This window comes from Synechococcus sp. RSCCF101 (genome assembly GCF_008807075.1).
Taxonomy (GTDB): Bacteria; Cyanobacteriota; Cyanobacteriia; order PCC-6307; family Cyanobiaceae; genus RSCCF101.
The window spans coordinates 1,112,550-1,129,719 of sequence record NZ_CP035632.1 but is presented as its reverse complement, the minus strand read 5'-3'; the positions used below and the strand labels follow the sequence as shown (position 1 = coordinate 1,129,719).

The window sequence follows — 17,170 nt, the reverse complement described above, 5'->3', positions numbered from 1 at the left end:
GGGACGACGAAAGACATGACCCAGTCTTATTAGTTGTTGCAACCTACTGATTGGGGTTCAGGGCTGTCAATCGCTGCTGTGTGGGTCTCCTGACGCGACGGATGAGATGCGGCCGCTGCGCAGGTTGTAACCGTTCACGCTGAACACGTCGGCCTGGGAATCGGCGCCGATGGTGCTGCGGTGGCAGAAGGAATAGCTGGCCCGGTTCAACAACTGGCCCAGGGCGTGATGCACGGCCTGGTGTTTGTGTCTGCACACCACCAGGGCAAAGGGATCCGGCAGGGAGCCGGCCAGCGCCTCCAGCGGCTGCTCCGGGGCGGCCTCCAGCCCCAGCGCCTGCAGGCCCTGCTCCACCCCCAGCGGATCCCGGCTGGCGCTGGGGTGGATCACCGTGCCCGTCTCGATCAGACCTTCCGCCAGCAGCCAGTGCAGCGCCTGGAGCGTGCGGCCATGCACGAGCACCAGATGACGTGCCGGGCGGCAGCGTCGGTGCAGGGCCAGCCGCTGCTCGAGGCCGGCGCCGGGCCAGGGCGCGGCGGCCGGAGCGGTGAGTGGCCAGCGCTGCAGCCGGGCGCGCTGGGCCAGCACCGGCTTGCGGTGGGCCGGTTCCCGCGGCAGCAGGTCCTGCTGCTCGATCCAGGCCAGGGTGCGGCAGCCGCCGCTCTCGAGGGCGCAGCGGCTCAGCAGCTGGCGCGGCCACTCCAGCTCCCGGTTCAGCTGAACCGCCTGCGCCGCCGCCAGCCAGGCCTCATCCCACACCCCCTGCCGCAGCCGCAGCCGGCTGAGATGGCACAACACCCCCACCTGCTGCGGCTGCTTGCTGAGGCTGGTGAGAAACCAGCGCTCCGCCAGCCAGAGATCGCCCAGCTGCTCCTGCAGCGAGCCGATCGCGTTGCACACCGCCACCGGCAGATCCTGATCCCGTGCCACCCGCAGATAGGTGGCCAGCGCGGCCCGGGCTTCGCCCGCCTTGGCCAGCCGGTAGGCCCACTGCAGCAGCTGGTGGGGGCCCGGGAAGCGGGCCCGCCCCCGCTCTGCCGCACCCAGCCGCTGCAGGATCGCCTCGGCGGAGAGTGCGTCGGCTCCTGGGCTGGAGCCGGTGGTGTGGCCGGGTCCCTCGGTGGCATCGGTTTCGCTCAGGCGCTGCAGCAACGCCTCCAGGCCGGCCATCAGCGCGGCTGGCTCCGGCGTCAGCAGCGCCCAGCCGCGCCAGCGCGCCGATGCGGAGCCCTCCCCCAGCAGCAGCCACCAGTTGGCGGCTTCCTGGCAGAAGGCGCTGAAGGCCTCCTCCCCCGTCAGGCCGCTGGGGCTGCGGCCCTCCCGCAGGTCGCTGAGGGCCTGCTGCGCCTGGGTCGGGAAATCCATCGTCATGACGTCAGAGCGAGGCCCAGAGATCCAGGGCCTCGGCCAGCACGCCGGCCCGCAGCTCCCGGGCCAGATCGATCGGCAGGGGCTCCGCCGGGGTGCTGGAGGGGTTGTACACGGGGAAGCGGGGCGGCTCCGCGGCATCCGCGGGCAGCTGCAGGAAGTGAACCACCCGGTCCATCACGGCCTCCGGCTGATCGCGCAGGTCTTCAAAGCGCAGCAGCAGCAGGGTGTCCTCCCCGAAGCAGCGCCGCCAGGCCTGCAGGTGCCGCCCGTAGAGGCTCCCCTCCAGGGCTCGCACCGGCGGATGGGCCGCACCACTACCCCCCGCCAGCGCCTCGGCCTCCTCTCGCAGCAGGGCGGCATCGCTCCGGGGCAACGGCGTGAACTGACGCATGTGCCGCAGCCAGCTATGGGCCCGCTCCAGCGGCTCCCGCAGCAGGGCGATCAGCTTCACCCGCCCCAGCGTGCGCTGCACCCGCGCCGGCACGGCCCCATCGAGCAGGTAGCTGGGCGTGGCCTCGGCGCAGAGCATCCCCAGCCCCTCCTCGAACCGGGGAAAGCGCTGGCGGTACCAGCTCGCCCCCAGCGGCCAGCGCTGATCGAAGAAATGCAGCTCCTTGATCGGGTGCATCCACACCTCGCGGTGCCGGGCCAGATAGGCCGCCAGGGATGTGGTGCCCGATTTCGGTGCGCCGATGATCAGCAGCCCCGGCCCCGCCGAGGCTGGCTCGGCCGTGGCCGGGGCTTCCGGCAGCAGGCGCTCGGCCGGCACGGTTCGCTCCCACAGGCAGCGCCGCAGCGCCGCATCCAGCCCCTCCTGCTCCAGCTCGCTGGCCCAGAGCGCCAGCAGGGCCAGCAGCATCGGGGTGATGGCGGGGCTGCTGAGAGCCCGCTGCCGCTGGGCCGCGCTCAGGCTCTGTTCCAGCCGGCCCAGGCCGGCCAGCTCCGCCAGCGCATCCAGCGCCAGGCGTTTCTCCGCCGCCGCCAGGGGCAGGTAGTAGAGGTGCGCCAGGGCGCCCCGGTCGCCCGGACGCTGCTGCAGCTGCTGCAGGCAGCGGCCGGCGGTGCTGGAAAGAGCCATCGCCATTCAGGCTGCCAGGGCCTCCATGGCGGCGCCGATCCGCTCGGGATCCAGCACGATCGGCTCGGTGACCGCACTCTCGAACAGCAGGCTCCTCAGGGCCCGCGGCGCCCGTTCCGGCTGCAGGCAGCGCGCCAGATCCAGCCCCCCCCGGCGGCTGAGCAACAGCGAAAACGGTGGCGTGTAGCCCGGTTGCAGCAGCTCCAGCACCGTGCTGCCGGGCGCGGCGAACACCAGATTGGCCAGCGCGGCGCCATGGGGGATGCAGAGCCGCCGCGCACCGGCCAGCCGCCGGGCCTGCTCCTCCAGCGGCAGACCATCCGGCCGCAGCGCCTCGATCTCCAGCCCCCGGGCGGCGAGGGCGGCCAGGCAGGCCGGTTCGTTCCAGATCGGCCGCCGCCAGGAGGGGGCCCGGCTGAGCCAGAGCCAGCGGCCCGCTCCATCGGCGGCCTGGCCGGGCGGATCCGGCAGCAATGTGCGCCGCAGCCAGCGCCGCCCCGCCGCCGACGGCTGGCCGTAGGGGCCGCAGAAGCCCGGCACGATCAGCTCCTCGGCCCGGATCCAGGGGTACTCGGCGGCGTGGATCTGCCGCTCCGGGCCGAGCCCCAGGCAGCGCTCCAGCAGGGCGCTCAGCTCCGAGCCGCGGCCGCCGTTGTGCCACACCCGCACGGTGTGCCGCTCGGAGCCCAGCGCCTCCAGCGCCAGCCCCAGGCGCGGCAGCCATTCCAGCAGCCGGTGGTAGTGGGTTTCGGCCGAGAGATCGGCCACCGCCAGCACCGGCCCCCGCAGCGGCTGCAGCGCCACCGCCGGCGGCGGCTCCAGCTCGCTGGCCGGCGCCCTGCAGCCCGGCCAGCCGAGCGGGTAGCGGCGCGAGAGCTCCGGCCGGCGCTGCCCGCCGGCCTCCATCACGGCCACGGCATGGGTGTGGCCCCAGGGATTCCAGGCCGGCGGGCGCAGCCAGATGTGCCCGCCGGCCAGCCGCGTCAGCGGCAGCGGGCCCTCGGAGGCCGGCTCGCCCTCCGGCTCTCCTCGGGCGTGCCAGCGCTCCAGCACCGGGGAGCCGCCGGCGCCGCCGGCGACAGCCAGCGGTTGCCGCCGCCAGGCCTGCTCCAGCTCGCCTACGCAGGGCGGGCACCAGGGGCCCTGGCAGCGGATCGGTTCGGCTCTGTCGGGGCTGGAGGGCAGCGGGTCCGCCTGCCGGCAGGGCGCCAGTGCCGAGGCAAGGCCCGGCTCTTCCGGCAGCCGCGCGGCCAGGGCCGCCAGCGCCGCCGCGCCGCCCGGGTAGCGCCGCTCCTGCAGCCGGGCCAGCAGGCCGGCCAGCTCCCGGCACGGGATCAGTTCGAAGGCATCGGCCAGGCGGGCCACGCACGAGGCGGTGTCATGCCGGCTGAAGGCCCCGGCCCAGCCGATCAGGAGCTCCCCCAGCCGGCGGCCCTCGCGGGTCGGCTCCAGCGTGGTGGCCGCCAGGGCGGCCTGCAGCCAGCTGATCACCGCCTGGCGCAGGCCATCGAGCCGGTCCAGATCGCCCGACGCTCTGGCGGCCCAGGCCGCCAGAGCGTCGGGTTGCCACAGCTCTGAACCCGCCGCCAGATCGCGCCGGAGGCCATCCCGCAGCCCGCGCAGGCGCTGGCGGGCACGGGCCGGCCGCTGCAGCTCCTGCGCCACCGTGGCCTCCAGCGCCTGCCAGGGCGCACTGCCCAGCAGGGCGGCCGCGCCGCCTGCGGCGCCCACCCGCCGGTCGCTGCGGGCGGCGTTCTCCGCCAGATGCAGCACCGTGCTGGCCGCGCCGTAGGGGCTCAGGCCCCAGGCCGTGCGCCAGAGGTTGAAGGCCAGCTCGGGCTGCTGCTTCCGCCAGGCCAGCCAGGCCGTCCAGGCCCGGCTGCCGTGCTGGATGCCCCGCTTCTCGCGGGCCGGCAGCCGCCGATCGGGAACGGCCTGCAGCTGCCGGTTCACCACGAAGAGCAGGCTTTCGCACTGCCCGGCTACATCCCGGCTGGCCCCCTCCCCGTGCACCCGGTAGTCGCAGACGCTGGCGCGCAGCCATCGGCCGGCGTGACCGGCCCGGGCCAGCCGCAGCAGCAGGTCCACGTCCTCGGCATGGGCCAGCGCCGGATCGAATCCACCCAGGGCCTCCAGCACGCTGCGCCGGAGCATCCAGGCGCTCGGCAGCACCGCCTTGTGCTGGAAGCTGCCGCGCAGGCTGAAATCCGCCCCCTCCTCCCAGGGCGCCACCCGGGCCAGCGGCCGGCCGCCGGCATCCACCCGCTGCCAGCCGCCCATCACATGGGCCAGGCCGGGCTCCGCCTCCAGAAGGCCCGCCTGCTGCTCCAGCCGCTGCGGCCCCATCCGGTCATCGGCATCGAGGAACGCCACCAGCGGCGCCGCGGCCTGCTGCCAGCCCCGGTTGCGCGCGGCCGACACCCCCGCCCCACCGCCATTGATCAGGCGCACCGGCTGCCGCTGCCGCCGGCTCCAGGCCTCCACCAGCCGGCGCGATTCGTCGTCACTGGCGTCGTCCACCGCCAGCAGTTCCCACTCCGGCAGCGTCTGGCGGGCGAGAGAGGCCAGCGCCTCGCTCAGCCAGCGGGCCGCGTTGCGGAAGGGCATCACAACGGAGACGCGTGGCATCATTGCCGCCATTCCCGGCCGGAACCATGCAACCTCACAGCGATGAGCTGTCGGCGCATGACCGGGCCGTGCTCCGCCGGGTGCGCGCCCGCCGCAGCGGACCCTGCCGCTTCCTGCGGCGCTTTCTGCTGCGGCTCCTCGGCGGTGGCGAGCCCCTCTCCGGCGGAGGGTCGCGTCGCGCCCGCGGCCTGGAGCCTCCCCAGCCGCCGCCAGCCGCGCCCGCCGAACGGGCCCTGGCACCGGCCCTGCCGCAGCTGACGCCGGCCCCCTCCCAGCCTTCTCCGCTGCCGCCCAGCCCCGCGAGTGCGCCGGCCGCCCAGGCCGACCATGCCCGTCTGCAGGCGGAGCGCCTCTTTCTCCAGGGCGATCAGCTCAACAACCAGGGTCAGCCCGAGCTCGCCTCGCTCTTCTTCCGGCAGGCCTTCATCTCGCTCCAGCTCACCGGCGGGGCCGGGGTGCCGCAGGCGGCCTCAGCCGAGCAGCCCCCCTTCCCCGCGCTGACTCAGACCGGCGCACCGCCCCCGCCACCTCCGCCCCCGCCGCCCCTGGCGCCGCCGGCCCCCCGGTGCAACCCACCCCCGCACCGGCCGAACGGCAGCTGAGCTCCGTGTCGCCGCAACGCCTCGCCACCGAGCGGATCGAGAGCCGCATCCGCCCCCTGCGCGAGCGCCTCACCCCCCGCACCGCAGCGCAGGTGGAGGTGGAGGCCCGCCGGCTGCCAGCCGAGCTGGCGTCCCATGAGGAGGGCCTCTGCCTGTTGGCCATGACCCTGCTGCTGCAGAACCGCCCCGGCGAAGCGGAGCCCCTGCTGCGCCAGGCCCTCAGCCGCAACCCCAACCACGCCCGCTCGCTGGTGAACCTCGGCGGCCTCGAGCTCAAGCGGGGCGATGCCCAGGCGGCCAGCGCCACCCTCACCCGTGCCGTGCGTCAGGTGCCCGAGGGCTCCGCCTCCTCCCTGGCCGCCCTCACCAACCTGGCCCTGGCCCTGCTCACCCTCGGCCGCGAGATGGACGCCGCCAAGGTGGTGCTGCGCATCTACCGGGCCAGGCGCGATCACCTCGAACCGGCCAAGCTCGTGCAGGCCGCCACCACCCTCGAGGCCATGGGCAACGACGGCGAGGCGATCGAGATCCTGCTCGGCGTGTACCGCAGCGTGGGCAACATCAGCCTCACCCGGCATCTGGCGGAGCTGCTCGAACGCCGGGGTGACTTCCAGCGGGCCGCCGTGGTGTTCCGCGACCTGTTCGCCGCCGAAGCGAAGGCCGGCGCCGGCTCGGGCGGCCGCTGATGGCCGTGGCCGCCGGACCCGGGGATCTCTGGCAGCAGGTGCCCCTGCCGGAGCCGGCCCTGCTGGGCCCGCTGCTCGAGGCCGAGCTGCTCCAGCCCTGGGCCCGGCGCCAGCTCCAGAACGCCCTGATCCGCCACACCGGCGTGGCGCGCTCCCTGGCCGCCGCGCAGGAGCCGGAGCAGCTGGCGACCCGGCTGCGGGCCTGGGGCCTGCGCTACGGCCTGCGCGATCTCGAGGCGATCGAGCGCGCCTCGGCCGGGCTGGGTCTGCCCCCCACCAGCCTCGATCAGCTGGCCTGCTTCCCCGATCAGCTGGCCGCTGCCGTGCGCCAGGTGTGGGAACCGGAGGTGGCCGGCCACTACATCGAGCGCCGCAACGACCTGGAGAGCGTGAGCTTCAGCCTGCTGCGCCTCCGCGATGCCGATCTGGCCACCGAGTTCTATTTCCAGTTGCAGGAGGGCAGCGTGACCCTGCAGGAGCTGGCCCTGCGCCATGGCGAGCCGGCCGACCGGGCCCGGCGGGGCTTCGTGGGGCCGCTGCCCATCAGCCAGCTCCACCCCCTCATCGCCCGCATCCTGCGCCGCCATGAGCCCGGCACCCTCGTGCCCCCGGTGGACATCGACGGCACCGTGCATCTGATCCGGGTGGAGGAGCGCAGCCCGGCCCGCCTCGATGCGGCCCTGCGCCAGCGCCTGCTCAACGAGCTGCGCGACCGCTGGCTCAACGACCAGTGGCGCGCCTGGTGCGAGGCCCACCTCCAGGTGCCGGCCCCATGAGCAGCCTCGTCACCCTGGTGGCCCGCTCCGGCCTGGGAGCGGGTCTGCCCCAGCCCCTGATCGAGGCCATCGCCGCCGAGGCCGCGATCCTGCGCCTCGATCCCGGCAAGCCCCTGCAGCGGCCCGGCCAGCTGGCTGCCCAGGCCGCCCTGGTGGTGGAGGGGCGGCTGCGGCGTCTGCTGCTGCTTCCCGGCGGCGGGCCCCAGAGCCTGGGCCTGATCGAGCCGGGCGCCTGGGTGGGCTGGACCTCCATCTGGCGCGGTGAGGGGGAGATCGGCGTGGTGGCCTCCCAGCCCACGGTGCTGCTGGCGGTGCCGGCCTCCCCCGCCCTGGCCCTGCTCCAGCAGCACGACGAGCTGCGGCAGGCCTTCATGAGCCATCCCAGCCCGGAGGAATGCGCCGAGCTGGTGGCCGGCCACTGGCGGCGCAGCGGTCAGCGCCGCACGCTCGATCCCCAGGCCCTGGTGAGCCTGGTGGAGGCCTCCCAGGTGTGGCCCGGCGGCGCAGCGGCCAGCGCCGATCCCCTCCTGATCTTCAGCGGGCCGCGCACGCCCGATGGCCTCAGGCCCGGCGCCGTGCTCACGCCCGAGGCGGTGCAGCAGCTGCCGGCCCGGGTGAACCGGCTGCCCACCCGTGTGCTGGCCCTGCCCCGCGCTCTGCTGGGCGACGAGGCGGCCGCCGCGGCAGAGCCCCCCGGCCCGCTGGTGCCGCTGCGGCGGGAGGAGGCCCTCAGTGCCGAGGCGCCCGATCCGGTGGCCCTGGGATTCGAGCCCGACCAGGCCGGTCCGCTGCCCGGAGGCGGCCGCCGCCGGGAAGTGGCCGGCGACCGGGTGGGTCAGGCGTTCTTCTGCATCCGCCAGCTCTGCGAAGCCAAGGGGCTCACCATCGCCGCCCGTCGCATCCGCGAGAGCCTCCAGCTCACCGAGCAGCGCTCCGGCTCGCTGCATCTCACCCACATCGGCCTGATGCTCGAAGCCCTCGGCTTCGACACCCGGCCGCTGCGTGCCCGGGCCTGGGAGCTCACCCGGCTCGAGCCGCCCGCCGTGCTCGAACTGGAGGACACCTTCGTGATGGTGCTGCTGGCCACCCGCGGCGGCGGTCTGCTGCTGGCCCATCCGGAGGAGGGCCAGATCCGCCTCTCCATCAGCCAGCTGGAGCAGCGCTTCCCCGATGGCCTCGATCTGCTGGTGGTGCGGGAGGGTGCCGCCTCCCGCAGCCAGGGCGAGCCCCTCAGCGTGGGCTGGCTTCTGGGCGAGCTGCGCCGCCATCCCGGCGCCACCACGATGATCCTGATCACCGGCTTCGTGGGTCAGCTGCTCGACACGGCCCTGCCGATCTCACTGCTGATCGTGATCGATGTGGTGATCGGCAACAACAACCCCTCGCTGCTGTTTCCAATCATCCTGGTGCTGCTGGCGGCCAATCTGGTGAGCGGTGTGCTCGGTGCCACCCGGGCCCTGGTGACCGCCGATCTCTCCGATCGGGTGGATGTGCGGCTCGGCTCCTCCGTGGTGGAGCAGCTGCTGCGCCTGCCGCTGCCCTACTTCGAATCCCGGCAGGTGGGCACGATTCTCTACAACGTGAGTCAGCTCTACAGCCTGCGCCGCTTCCTAATCGAGCAGCTGCTGGGGGCGGGCCTGAACCTCGTGTTCGCCCTGGTGATTCTGGTGATCCTGCTGCTGATCTCCCCCACCCTCACCCTGATCATCCTGGCCTTCATTCCCGTGGTGCTGGTGCTCAACATCACAGCCAGCCCGATCATTCAGAAGCAGCTGCAACTGAGCAACCGCTACCGCGCCTCCGCCAGCTCCTATCTGGTGGAGGTGCTGAGCGGCATTCGCACCGTGAAGAGCCAGAACTTCGAGGTGGAGGCCCGCTGGCGCTGGCTCGATCGCTACCGCCGCTTCACGGCGGCCAACTTCCGCCTCACCCGCCTCAGCACCCTGCTCAACCAGCTGGCGAAGACGCTCTCCGGCTTCGCCGATGTGGCCCTGATCGGCACTGCCGCTGTGCTGGTGCTCTCCAATCAGCTCAGCATCGGCGCCATCTTCGCCGTGCGGATCCTGTCCGGTCGCTTCGTGCAGCCCCTGATCGGCATCCTCGGCCTCTGGCAGGGGGTGCAGGAGATGCGCCTCTCGCTCGACTGCCTCGATCAGGTGATGCGCGCCATGCCCGAGGCGGGCCCCAGCGAGCAGGACCTGCCCGATCTGCATGCGATCCGCGGCGAGGTGCGCTTCGAGAACATCTGCTTCCGCTACAGCTCCCGCACGCCCCTGCTGCTCGACGGCTTCGACTGCACCATCGAGGCCGGCTCCTTCGTGGGCATCACCGGCCTCAGCGGCAGCGGCAAGAGCACCCTCGTCCAGATGATCGACCGGCTCTACCTGCCGGAATCGGGGCACGTGTACATCGACAACAACGATGTGAGCAAGGTGCGCCTCAGCAGCCTGCGCCAGCTGGTGGGTTACGTGCCGCAGGACAGCCTTCTCTTCGAAGGCACCATCCTCGACAACATCCGCCTCAACAACCCTGAAGCCGATTTCGATTCGGTGATCCGCGCCGCCCGCATCGCCTGCGCCCACGAGTTCATCCAGGCCCTGGAGAACGGCTATGCCACTCAGCTCGGCGAGCGTGGCGCCGGGGTGAGCGGCGGCCAGCGCCAGCGCCTCTGCCTGGCCCGCATGATCCTGCAGAACCCCGAACTGCTGATCCTCGATGAAGCCACCTCGGCGCTCGATGCCGCCACCGAGCTGCGGGTGTTCAGCAACCTGCGCCAGGAATTCGCCGGCAAGACGGTGCTCTTCATCACCCACCGCCTCGCCACGCTGCGCGATGCCGATCGCGTGCTGCTGATGAACCGCGGCCGCATCGATGAGGACGGCCGCCACGAGGCGCTGCTGGCCGCCGACGGCGCCTACGCCACCCTCTTCCGCCAGCAGCAGGGCGATCTCTCCTGAGCGCCGGGAGGCCGCCCGGCTGACCGGATCAGGCCGTGCTGCTTAGGCTCCAGCGCAATCAACCGGCCCTGAGCCCCGCTGCGACGCCTGCCGAGGAACCCACACCATGCCCTTAGGACTCCACAGGCTGAACAAGCTGCGCTTCGGAGGCTCGGCGGCCTCCACCGGCCGGGCGAAGGCCGCCGAGCCCATCCCGGCCCAGCCCCTGCGCGGCTCCGGCGGTTCGAACCCGCGGGCCTTCGCCGAGGATCTGCGGGTGGAGAGCCGTGGGGCGCCCTGGATTCCGCTCGCCGTGGGCGGCAGCCTCTCCTTTCTGGTGCTGGTGCTGGTGGGCGCCGCCGCCCTGATCCGCGTGGACCGGGTGGTGCCGGTGGCCGGGCGCCTGCAGCCGCAGCGCTCCACCCAGGAGATCGCACCGCCCGAACAGGGCGTGGTGCGGCGGGTGCTGGTGGGAGAAGGCGACACCGTGGAGGAGGGCCAGGTGCTGGTGGTGCTCGACACGCGCGTGCTGCAGGCCCGTCAGAGCTCCCTGCTCCAGCAGGCCGAGGATCTGGTGCGCAACTCCCGCGCCGAGGTGGACCGGGTGGCGGCCTCCCTGCAGGAGGAGCGCTCCAAGCTGGTGGGCGACCGCCAGCAGCTGGCGCTCACCGAGGAGCAGCTCGCCCAGCTGCGCCCCCTCGCCGAGGAGGGTGGCTACGGTCAGCTGGCCGTGCTCGACACCGAGAAGAGCCGCGCCCAGCTGCTGGCCCGGATCAGCGAAACCCAGGCCCGCATCACCCGTCTCGAGGCGGAATCCGCGCAGCGCCAGGCCGAACTCTCCGCCGCCATGGCCGGCAACTCGGCCGAGCAGGTGGCCACCGATCAGCGTCTGCGCGAGATCGTGCTGCGGGCCCCGGTGGAGGGCACCATCCTTGACCTGGAGGCCAAGACCGGCCTGCTGGCCCCGGCCACCGAGCCCCTGCTCAAGCTGGTGCCCACCGACAACCTTCAGGCCACGGTCTACGTGCCCGATCAGGACCTGGCCTTCGTGCGGCCCGGCCAGGATGCCGAGCTGGAGTTCCCCGCCTACCGGCGCGACACCTACGGCTGGCTGGAGGGCACCGTGACCACCATCGGCACCGATGCCCTCCCGCCCGATCAGGAATACCAGTACTCCCGCTTCCCGGTGAACCTGGCTCTCGCCCGCCAGTACCTGGAGGCCGATGACCAGCGCTACGAGCTGCAGGCCGGCATGGCCGTGGTGGCCAACCTCCGCCTCGACAAGGCCAGCCTGATGGAGCTCTGGTTCAGCCGCTTCACCGGTGGCGCCCGGGCGGTGCGCACGATCCGCTGAGTGATCCCCCTTGCGGGTTCTCCTGGTTCACCAGAACTTCCCCGCCCAGTTCCGCCATCTGCTGGCGGAACTTCTGCGCCGTGGCGACGAGGTGGCCGCTGTGGGCGCCCGGGCCCGGCCGGAGGCCACGCCCGGGCTGCGCTACCTCGCCACCGGCGGCCAGCCGGCCCTCGAGTTGCGGGCCAGCTTCGCGCGCGAGCCCCTGCAGGCCCAGCTGCGCCAGGCCCGCCGCGCCCGCCGCTGCTTCGCCGCGCTCGCCGCCGGCGGCTGGCAGCCCGATGTGGTGCTGGCTCACCCCTTCTGGGGCGATGTGCTGCTGCTTGATGATGTGTTCCCTGCGGTGCCTCTGCTGGCGGTGATGGAGCTCGATCTGGCCGGGCTCGCCCTCCGCGGCGGGGATCGGGCGAGCATCGGCTCCCGCCAGCTGCTGCAGTGGGCCGAGACCCTGGCCAGCCGCCGCATGGCCGCCGGCCTCACCGCCACCGCCTTTCAGCAGGCCACCTACCCGGCCTGGCTCCGGCCCCGGCTGCACGTGATCCACGAAGGGATCGACACCGACCGCTGCGCGCCCGATCCCTTCGCCGTTCTCACCCTGCCCGATGGTGGCCGCCTCAGTGCCGCGCAGCCCGTGCTCAGCTTCGCGGCCCGCAGCCTGGAGCACACCCGCGGCATCGATCGCTTCGTGGCGCTGCTGCCGGAGCTGATGGCCGCCTTCCCCGAGCTGCAGGTGGTGATCGCCGGCCGCGAGGAATCGCTCTACGGCTCCCCGCCCCCCGGCGGCGGCAGCTGGCTGCGCCACGCCCTGCAGGCCCTGCCCAGGCCCCTGCCCTGGCCGCGGCTGCACCTGGTGGGCCATCTGCCCCACGACCAGCTGCTCAACCTGTTCCGTATCAGCAGCGTGCACTGCTACCTCAGCCGGCCCTACGTGCTCAGCTGGAGCCTGCTGGAGGCGATGAGCTGCGGCGCCCTGGTGCTGGCCGGCCGCACCCCCGCCACCGAGGAGGTGATCGAGCACGGCCGCAACGGCCTGCTGGTGCCGGCCGGTGATCCAGGCGCCACCCTGGCGGCCATCAGCGGCGCCCTGCAGCAGCCCGCCCCGCTGCAGCCCCTGCGGCTGGCGGCCCGGCGCACGGTGGCCGCGCGCTACGGCGTGGCGGAGGCTGTGGAGCGTCAGCTCGCCCTGCTGCGGTCGTTGGCCGCGCCCAATCCCCATGGCTGAGGCGGACCGCTCCTGGCGTTCGGTGATCCTCGCCGCCCTCGAGGCCGGCGACTGGCCCGTGGCGGAAGGCGGCCTGCGGCGGCTGCTGCAGACGGCACCCGAGCGGCCCGAACTGCTCGATCTGCTCGGCTACGCCTGCTTCATGCAGGGCCGCTTCCGGGAGGCGGAAGCCACCCTCCGGCACGCCCTGGATGCGGGCTCCACCAGCTTCTGGACCTGGCACAAGCTCGGCGATGTGCGGCGCGCCCTGCACGATCCCACCGGGGCCCTGCAGGGGTACGAGGCCGCCCTCCGCCAAGGCAGCGACAGCCCGCTCACGGTGCGCAACGCGATGGAGGTGCTCTTCGATCGGCGGCCCGCCGAGGCGATCGAGCGCCTCCAGGCCCTCCTCGCCACCGCCACGGAGCCGGGCCGCCGGGCCCAGATCCTCAGCGGCGCCTGCCAGGCGGCCCTGCGGGTGCAGGGCTCCGAGCTGATCGACTGGCTGCTCCGCCAGGGGCTGGCGGATGCGGCCGTGCAGGCCGACGCCATGCATCACCTGGTGCTGGCGCTCGATCTGGACGAGGCGCTGCAGCACCTGCCCTCATGCGGGCCGTCCTGGGCCCGGGCCCTGCGCGAGCGGCTCCAGGGGCTGGTTGAGCCGGGCCAGGGGCTCCTCGGGCCGGAGCCGGGCCAGCAGCTCCCGCCGCCCGCCCCAGCGCAGCAGTGAGCCGATCTGCTCCCGCACCCGGGCGGCCACCGGTTCGCGACCCAGCACCTCCGCCACCGCCTGCCGCCCGGCCTCCCCGAGGCGCTGCCGGGCTGCCGGGTCGTTGCGGAGCCGTTGCAGGGCCAGGCCGGCGGCGGCCGCATCGGGCTCGGCCCAGTGCATGCCGGCCCGGTAATCGGCGTGGCTGCGGCTCAGCACCACCCGCCGGAAGGGCACCAGCGCCGCGGAACCCTCCGGCATGAACAGCAGGTTTCCGGAGTAGGCGGTGGCCACCACCGGCAGCTCGGCCGCCATCGCTTCGGCGAGCGTCAGCCCGAAGCCTTCGGCCCGGTGCAGGCTGATCAGCGCATCGGCGCCGCTGTAGAGGGCATCGAAGGCCGTCTCGCTCAGGTGCTCCGCCAGCACGGTGATGCGCGGATCGGCGGCGCTGCGCCGCTGCAGCGCCTCGGTTTCCGCCGGAAACTGGCCCGCACTGGTGAGCTTGAGCACGCAGCGCACCCCGGCGTCTCCCTCCTCCGGCGGGAAGGCGAGTTGGAAGGCATCGAGCGCGCCGTGCGGGTTCTTGCGGGCCTCGGTGCTCCAGAAATCGCAGCTGGCCAGCACCGTGAAGGGCCCGCTGCTGCCGGTGGGCTCCTGCCGGCGGCGCTCGAGCCGTGCCTGCCGGATCCGCTCCGCCCGCGGCCAGTCGATCAGGTGGGGCACCACCGCTACCGGCATCGGCAGCCGCCGGGAGAGGGCCGTGGCGGTGTGGGGGCTGGGGCACCAGATCTGGTCATAATCGGCGCAGTCGCGCTCCCAGCCGAAGGGGAAATCCTCCAGCTCCCAGGCCCAGTAGCCGATGCGCAGCGGCGCCCGGGCCCGCAGGGCCTGCTTCAGCCCCTGCGTCTGGCGCAGCACGTTGGGGTTGGTGTGGATCAGATCGATGGCGGCCGCTGCTTCCTCCGGGGCCCCGCCCGCTTCCGGGGAAGGGCCCCCGCCGGCCCCATGGTGGTTGTGGGTGGCCAGCGGCAGATCGCGGCGGATCACCCGCAGGCCGGCGGCCTCCAGCGCCCGGATCGTGCAGCGCGCTCCCTCACCGAGACCGAAGCCCCCCGCCAGATGACCCCAGACGGCGACCGTGAGTGGCGGCATGGTGCGTTGTGGTGTCCATCCGCTCCAGCGGGCAAGCTACGCGCGGCACCCTGGTGCAGCCCGTGGCGGACCCCGGCTCACTCTTCGCGGCAGGCCGGCGGGCCGATGAGGCGGGCGATGCCGCCGCGGCGGAAGCCCTGCTCTGGCGCTGCCTCTGCGAGGACCCCGCCCACGGAGCCGCGCTGCATCTGCTGGGCGTGATCCGGGCCCGGCAGGGCCGACCCGAGCAGGCGCTGGCCCTGCAGCGGGAGAGCCTGCGTGTGGATCCCTCGATCGGTTGGAACGCCTTCCGCTGCGGCGAGCTGCTCCAGGCCCGCGGCTCCTGGCGGGAGGCCGCCGGCGCCTACGCCCAGGCCCGCCGGCGCCTGCCGGCCGAGGCCTGGATCGGCCGCCTGCAGGCGGCCATGGAGGGCAAGGCGGCCCTCGGTGGTGAGGAGCTGCGCCACGGGCTCACCGACCGTTCCTACGCCTGGTGGATCGCCCGGCTCGAGCCCCCTCTGCCTGCGCCGCAGGGTCTGCAGCCCGAACGGCTGCGGCCCGGCTGGCTGTTGCTGCAGGCGCCCGATGCGGTGCTGCGGCCCGGGGCGATCGGCCTGATCAATGCCGCTCTGCAGCAGGCGGAGGCCGCGGCGCAGGCGGCGGGCAGCGAGCCGCCGCCCTGGCTCAGCTGCGACGAAGACCGGCTCTCCGCCCGGGGGCGTCGGCACGATCCCTGGTTCAAGCCCGGCTGGACGCCGGAAACCTTCTGGAGCCTTCCCTGGCTGGAGAGCTTCAGCGTCTGGCGGATCGACTGGCTGCGCCGCCACGACCTCTGGCCGCCACCGCCCGCCTCCGATGCCGCGGCCCGGCTGGCCTGGCTGCTGCGGGCCAGCAGCCGCTCACAGGGCGGCCTCAGCCTCTCGCGGGTGCTGGTGCATCGCCGCGGCCCTGCGCCTGAGCGCCGTGAGCGGGCCCGGGTGATCGGCGCGCACCTGCGCGGCCTGAACGAGCCGATCGCGGCGGTGCGTCCCAGCCCGATGCACCCCGAGGGATTTCAGCTCCAGTGGCGCCCGGCGCCGGGGCCCATCGGGGTGGTGGTTCCCACCCGGGATCGTCCGGATCTGCTGGCCCGCTGCCTCGACACGCTGCGCCGCTGCTGCGGACAGGCACCGCCGTTCGAGGTGCTGGTGATCGACAACGGCTCCCGGCTGCAGGCCACCGCGGCGCTGCTGGCCAGCTGGCGGGAGCGGCCGGGCTTCCGGCTCGCCGTGCATCGCCTGGATGCCCCCTTCAACTGGAGCCGCCTCAACAACACCGCCGCCCGCCGGCTCCGGGAGCCCCTGCTGCTCTTCCTCAACAACGACGTGCATCAGCCTCCCGCGGCGACCGGCCGGCTCCGCGCCGCACCGGCTGGAGCCTGGCTGCAGGAGATGGCGGGCCTGGCCGGCCGGCCCGCCATCGGTGCCGTGGGGGCGTTGCTGCTGCAGGCCTCGGGCCGGATCCAGCACAGCGGCATGCAGACGGGGCTCGCCAGCCCCCTGGCCGATCCGATCGCGCTGCATGCCTACCGCGATCTGCCCGTCGATCACGAGGTCCACCGGGGTCGCTCACGCCTGCTCACCACCTGGCCCGCCGTGACAGGCGCCTGCCTGATGACCCGCCGGGAGCTGTTCCTCAGCCTGGGTGGATTCGATGAATCCCTCCCCCTGGAGGGCAACGATGTGGCCTACGGCCTGGCCCTGCAGCGCCGCGGCTACCGGGTGGTGGTGACCCCACACGCCACCCTGCAGCACCGGGAGACGTCGAGCCGGGGTCCGGCCCGGCCCCGGGAGGTGCAGCAGGCCCTGGCGACGCTGCAGCGGCGCTTCCCCGCCGAACTGGCGCGTCGTCATCCCTGGTGGCCGGAAGCCTCAGGCCGTGGCTTCTGTGACGGGCGGCCGCGGGAGTTCAGCCACCCTCACTGGCTCTGAGCCCCCGGGTTCAGATCGGCGGGCGCGGCGGTGCGCTCGAGCATGAGCTGGAAGCGTTCCACGGCGATCTCGAGCTCCGTCAGCGAGGAGCGCGCCGCATCGAAGTCGGTCGGATCGCGATCCGGCCAGAGCCGCCGGCAGGCCGCGTGCCGCTCCTCCCGCTCGAGGCTGCTCCGGAGGTCGGCCAGGGCGCTCCGGAACAGCTCGGCCTGGGACCCTCCCCGGGCGGACTCCAGTTCGATGGCGGTGCGGAATGAGCCGGTGGCCTCACGGAAGCCCACATCGCGCGCCTGCAGCCGGCCCAGCTCGTACCAGCCCCAGGCGAAGTCGGGAGCCAGCTCCAGACAGCGCCGCTGGGCCTGCATCGCCTCCTCCATCTGCCCCAGAGCGGCCAGGCTGCGGCCGCGGATGTGGTGGGTGTAGGCGAAGTCCTCGCGGCTGCGCAGGGAACGGCTGCTCAGGGTCAGCGCCTGGCGGTGTTCCCCCGCTTCCAGACAGACCTTGGCCAGCAGATACGTTACGTACGCTTCGGCCAGCGAATGTCGGCTGACGCGCTTGAGATGGTCCTGGAAGATGCTGCGAATCTCATCCCAGTTGCCCTCGGCCTCCAGCGGCGAACCGAGACGCTGCAGCATGCTCACGTCATCCGGGAAGCGCCTGATCGCCTCCAGCAGCGTGTCCTTCCGCATGGGCGAACCCTAGCGATGCGGCCCCGTCGATCCCAGTCCGGG

Annotated in this window: 12 protein-coding genes and 1 pseudogene; 8 read left to right on the top strand and 5 right to left on the bottom strand. The window is 73.5% G+C overall.

Going from position 1 to position 17,170, the window contains the following annotated elements; all coding sequences use genetic code 11:
- Positions 1–66: 66 nt before the first annotated feature.
- The 3 genes from EVJ50_RS05525 to EVJ50_RS05515 are packed head-to-tail and all read right to left on the bottom strand — an operon-like array spanning position 67 to position 5,056.
- Entirely contained in the window at positions 67–1,371 is a 1,305-nt protein-coding gene (locus EVJ50_RS05525) for a hypothetical protein (protein WP_150882799.1), read from the bottom strand.
- 4 nt (positions 1,372–1,375) lie between these two features.
- On the bottom strand, positions 1,376–2,449 hold the full coding sequence (locus EVJ50_RS05520) for a sulfotransferase domain-containing protein (protein WP_150882797.1): 1,074 nt from the start codon (positions 2,447–2,449) through the stop codon (positions 1,376–1,378).
- Between the two features lie 6 nt (positions 2,450–2,455).
- Positions 2,456–5,056, bottom strand: coding sequence for a glycosyltransferase (locus tag EVJ50_RS05515; protein WP_191964879.1), 2,601 nt, complete (start codon positions 5,054–5,056; stop codon positions 2,456–2,458).
- Positions 5,057–5,103: 47 nt separating this feature from the next.
- Here EVJ50_RS05515 and EVJ50_RS05510 point away from each other — a divergent pair, with 47 nt between their 5' ends.
- The 7 genes and pseudogenes from EVJ50_RS05510 to EVJ50_RS15265 form a co-directional block, all read left to right on the top strand.
- Positions 5,104–5,679 (top strand): hypothetical protein, encoded by a 576-nt coding sequence (locus EVJ50_RS05510; RefSeq protein ID WP_150882793.1) that lies wholly within the window; start codon positions 5,104–5,106, stop codon positions 5,677–5,679.
- Positions 5,643–6,365 carry a tetratricopeptide repeat protein gene (locus EVJ50_RS05505; protein WP_150882791.1) on the top strand — a complete coding sequence of 241 codons (723 nt, stop codon included), beginning with the start codon at positions 5,643–5,645 and terminating at the stop codon, positions 6,363–6,365. The genes EVJ50_RS05510 and EVJ50_RS05505 overlap by 37 nt, the downstream gene beginning before the upstream one ends.
- Positions 6,365–7,141, top strand: a complete 777-nt coding sequence (locus EVJ50_RS05500; protein WP_150882789.1) for a peptidylprolyl isomerase — start codon at positions 6,365–6,367, stop codon at positions 7,139–7,141. The genes EVJ50_RS05505 and EVJ50_RS05500 overlap by 1 nt, the downstream gene beginning before the upstream one ends.
- Entirely contained in the window at positions 7,138–10,098 is a 2,961-nt protein-coding gene (locus tag EVJ50_RS05495) for a peptidase domain-containing ABC transporter (protein WP_150882787.1), read from the top strand. The genes EVJ50_RS05500 and EVJ50_RS05495 overlap by 4 nt, the downstream gene beginning before the upstream one ends.
- 106 nt (positions 10,099–10,204) lie before the next feature.
- Positions 10,205–11,431 carry an HlyD family secretion protein gene (locus EVJ50_RS05490; protein ID WP_150882785.1) on the top strand — a complete coding sequence of 409 codons (1,227 nt, stop codon included), beginning with the start codon at positions 10,205–10,207 and terminating at the stop codon, positions 11,429–11,431.
- Positions 11,432–11,441: 10 nt separating this feature from the next.
- Complete coding sequence (locus EVJ50_RS05485) at positions 11,442–12,650, top strand: glycosyltransferase (protein ID WP_150882783.1); 1,209 nt, start codon at positions 11,442–11,444, stop codon at positions 12,648–12,650.
- A pseudogene (locus tag EVJ50_RS15265) lies at positions 12,643–12,795 on the top strand (hypothetical protein); the annotation flags it as partial. The gene EVJ50_RS05485 and the pseudogene EVJ50_RS15265, both read left to right, overlap by 8 nt.
- Positions 12,796–13,233: 438 nt before the next feature.
- Here EVJ50_RS15265 and EVJ50_RS15260 read toward each other — a convergent pair.
- A complete protein-coding gene (locus EVJ50_RS15260) occupies positions 13,234–14,490 on the bottom strand; it encodes a glycosyltransferase family 4 protein (RefSeq protein WP_150882779.1) in 1,257 nt (418 codons plus the stop codon).
- A gap of 11 nt (positions 14,491–14,501) precedes the next feature.
- Between EVJ50_RS15260 and EVJ50_RS05470 the strand changes: the two genes are divergently transcribed.
- Positions 14,502–16,439, top strand: a complete 1,938-nt coding sequence (locus EVJ50_RS05470; RefSeq protein ID WP_150882777.1) for a glycosyltransferase — start codon at positions 14,502–14,504, stop codon at positions 16,437–16,439.
- Here the strand turns inward: EVJ50_RS05470 and EVJ50_RS05465 are convergent.
- Positions 16,427–17,128, bottom strand: coding sequence for a tetratricopeptide repeat protein (locus EVJ50_RS05465; RefSeq protein WP_150882775.1), 702 nt, complete (start codon positions 17,126–17,128; stop codon positions 16,427–16,429). The two genes, EVJ50_RS05470 and EVJ50_RS05465, sit on opposite strands and share 13 nt — an antisense overlap.
- Between the last annotated feature and the right edge of the window lie 42 nt (positions 17,129–17,170).

Coding starts and splice junctions, on each gene's coding strand:
- EVJ50_RS15260 (WP_150882779.1), bottom strand. CDS start 14,490: ATGCCGCCACTCACGGTCGCCGTCTGGGGTCATCTGGCGGGGGGCTTC.
- EVJ50_RS05520 (WP_150882797.1), bottom strand. CDS start 2,449: ATGGCTCTTTCCAGCACCGCCGGCCGCTGCCTGCAGCAGCTGCAGCAG.
- EVJ50_RS05515 (WP_191964879.1), bottom strand. CDS start 5,056: ATGCCCTTCCGCAACGCGGCCCGCTGGCTGAGCGAGGCGCTGGCCTCT.
- EVJ50_RS05465 (WP_150882775.1), bottom strand. CDS start 17,128: ATGCGGAAGGACACGCTGCTGGAGGCGATCAGGCGCTTCCCGGATGAC.
- EVJ50_RS05495 (WP_150882787.1), top strand. CDS start 7,138: ATGAGCAGCCTCGTCACCCTGGTGGCCCGCTCCGGCCTGGGAGCGGGT.
- EVJ50_RS05525 (WP_150882799.1), bottom strand. CDS start 1,371: ATGACGATGGATTTCCCGACCCAGGCGCAGCAGGCCCTCAGCGACCTG.
- EVJ50_RS05510 (WP_150882793.1), top strand. CDS start 5,104: ATGCAACCTCACAGCGATGAGCTGTCGGCGCATGACCGGGCCGTGCTC.
- EVJ50_RS05490 (WP_150882785.1), top strand. CDS start 10,205: ATGCCCTTAGGACTCCACAGGCTGAACAAGCTGCGCTTCGGAGGCTCG.
- EVJ50_RS05500 (WP_150882789.1), top strand. CDS start 6,365: ATGGCCGTGGCCGCCGGACCCGGGGATCTCTGGCAGCAGGTGCCCCTG.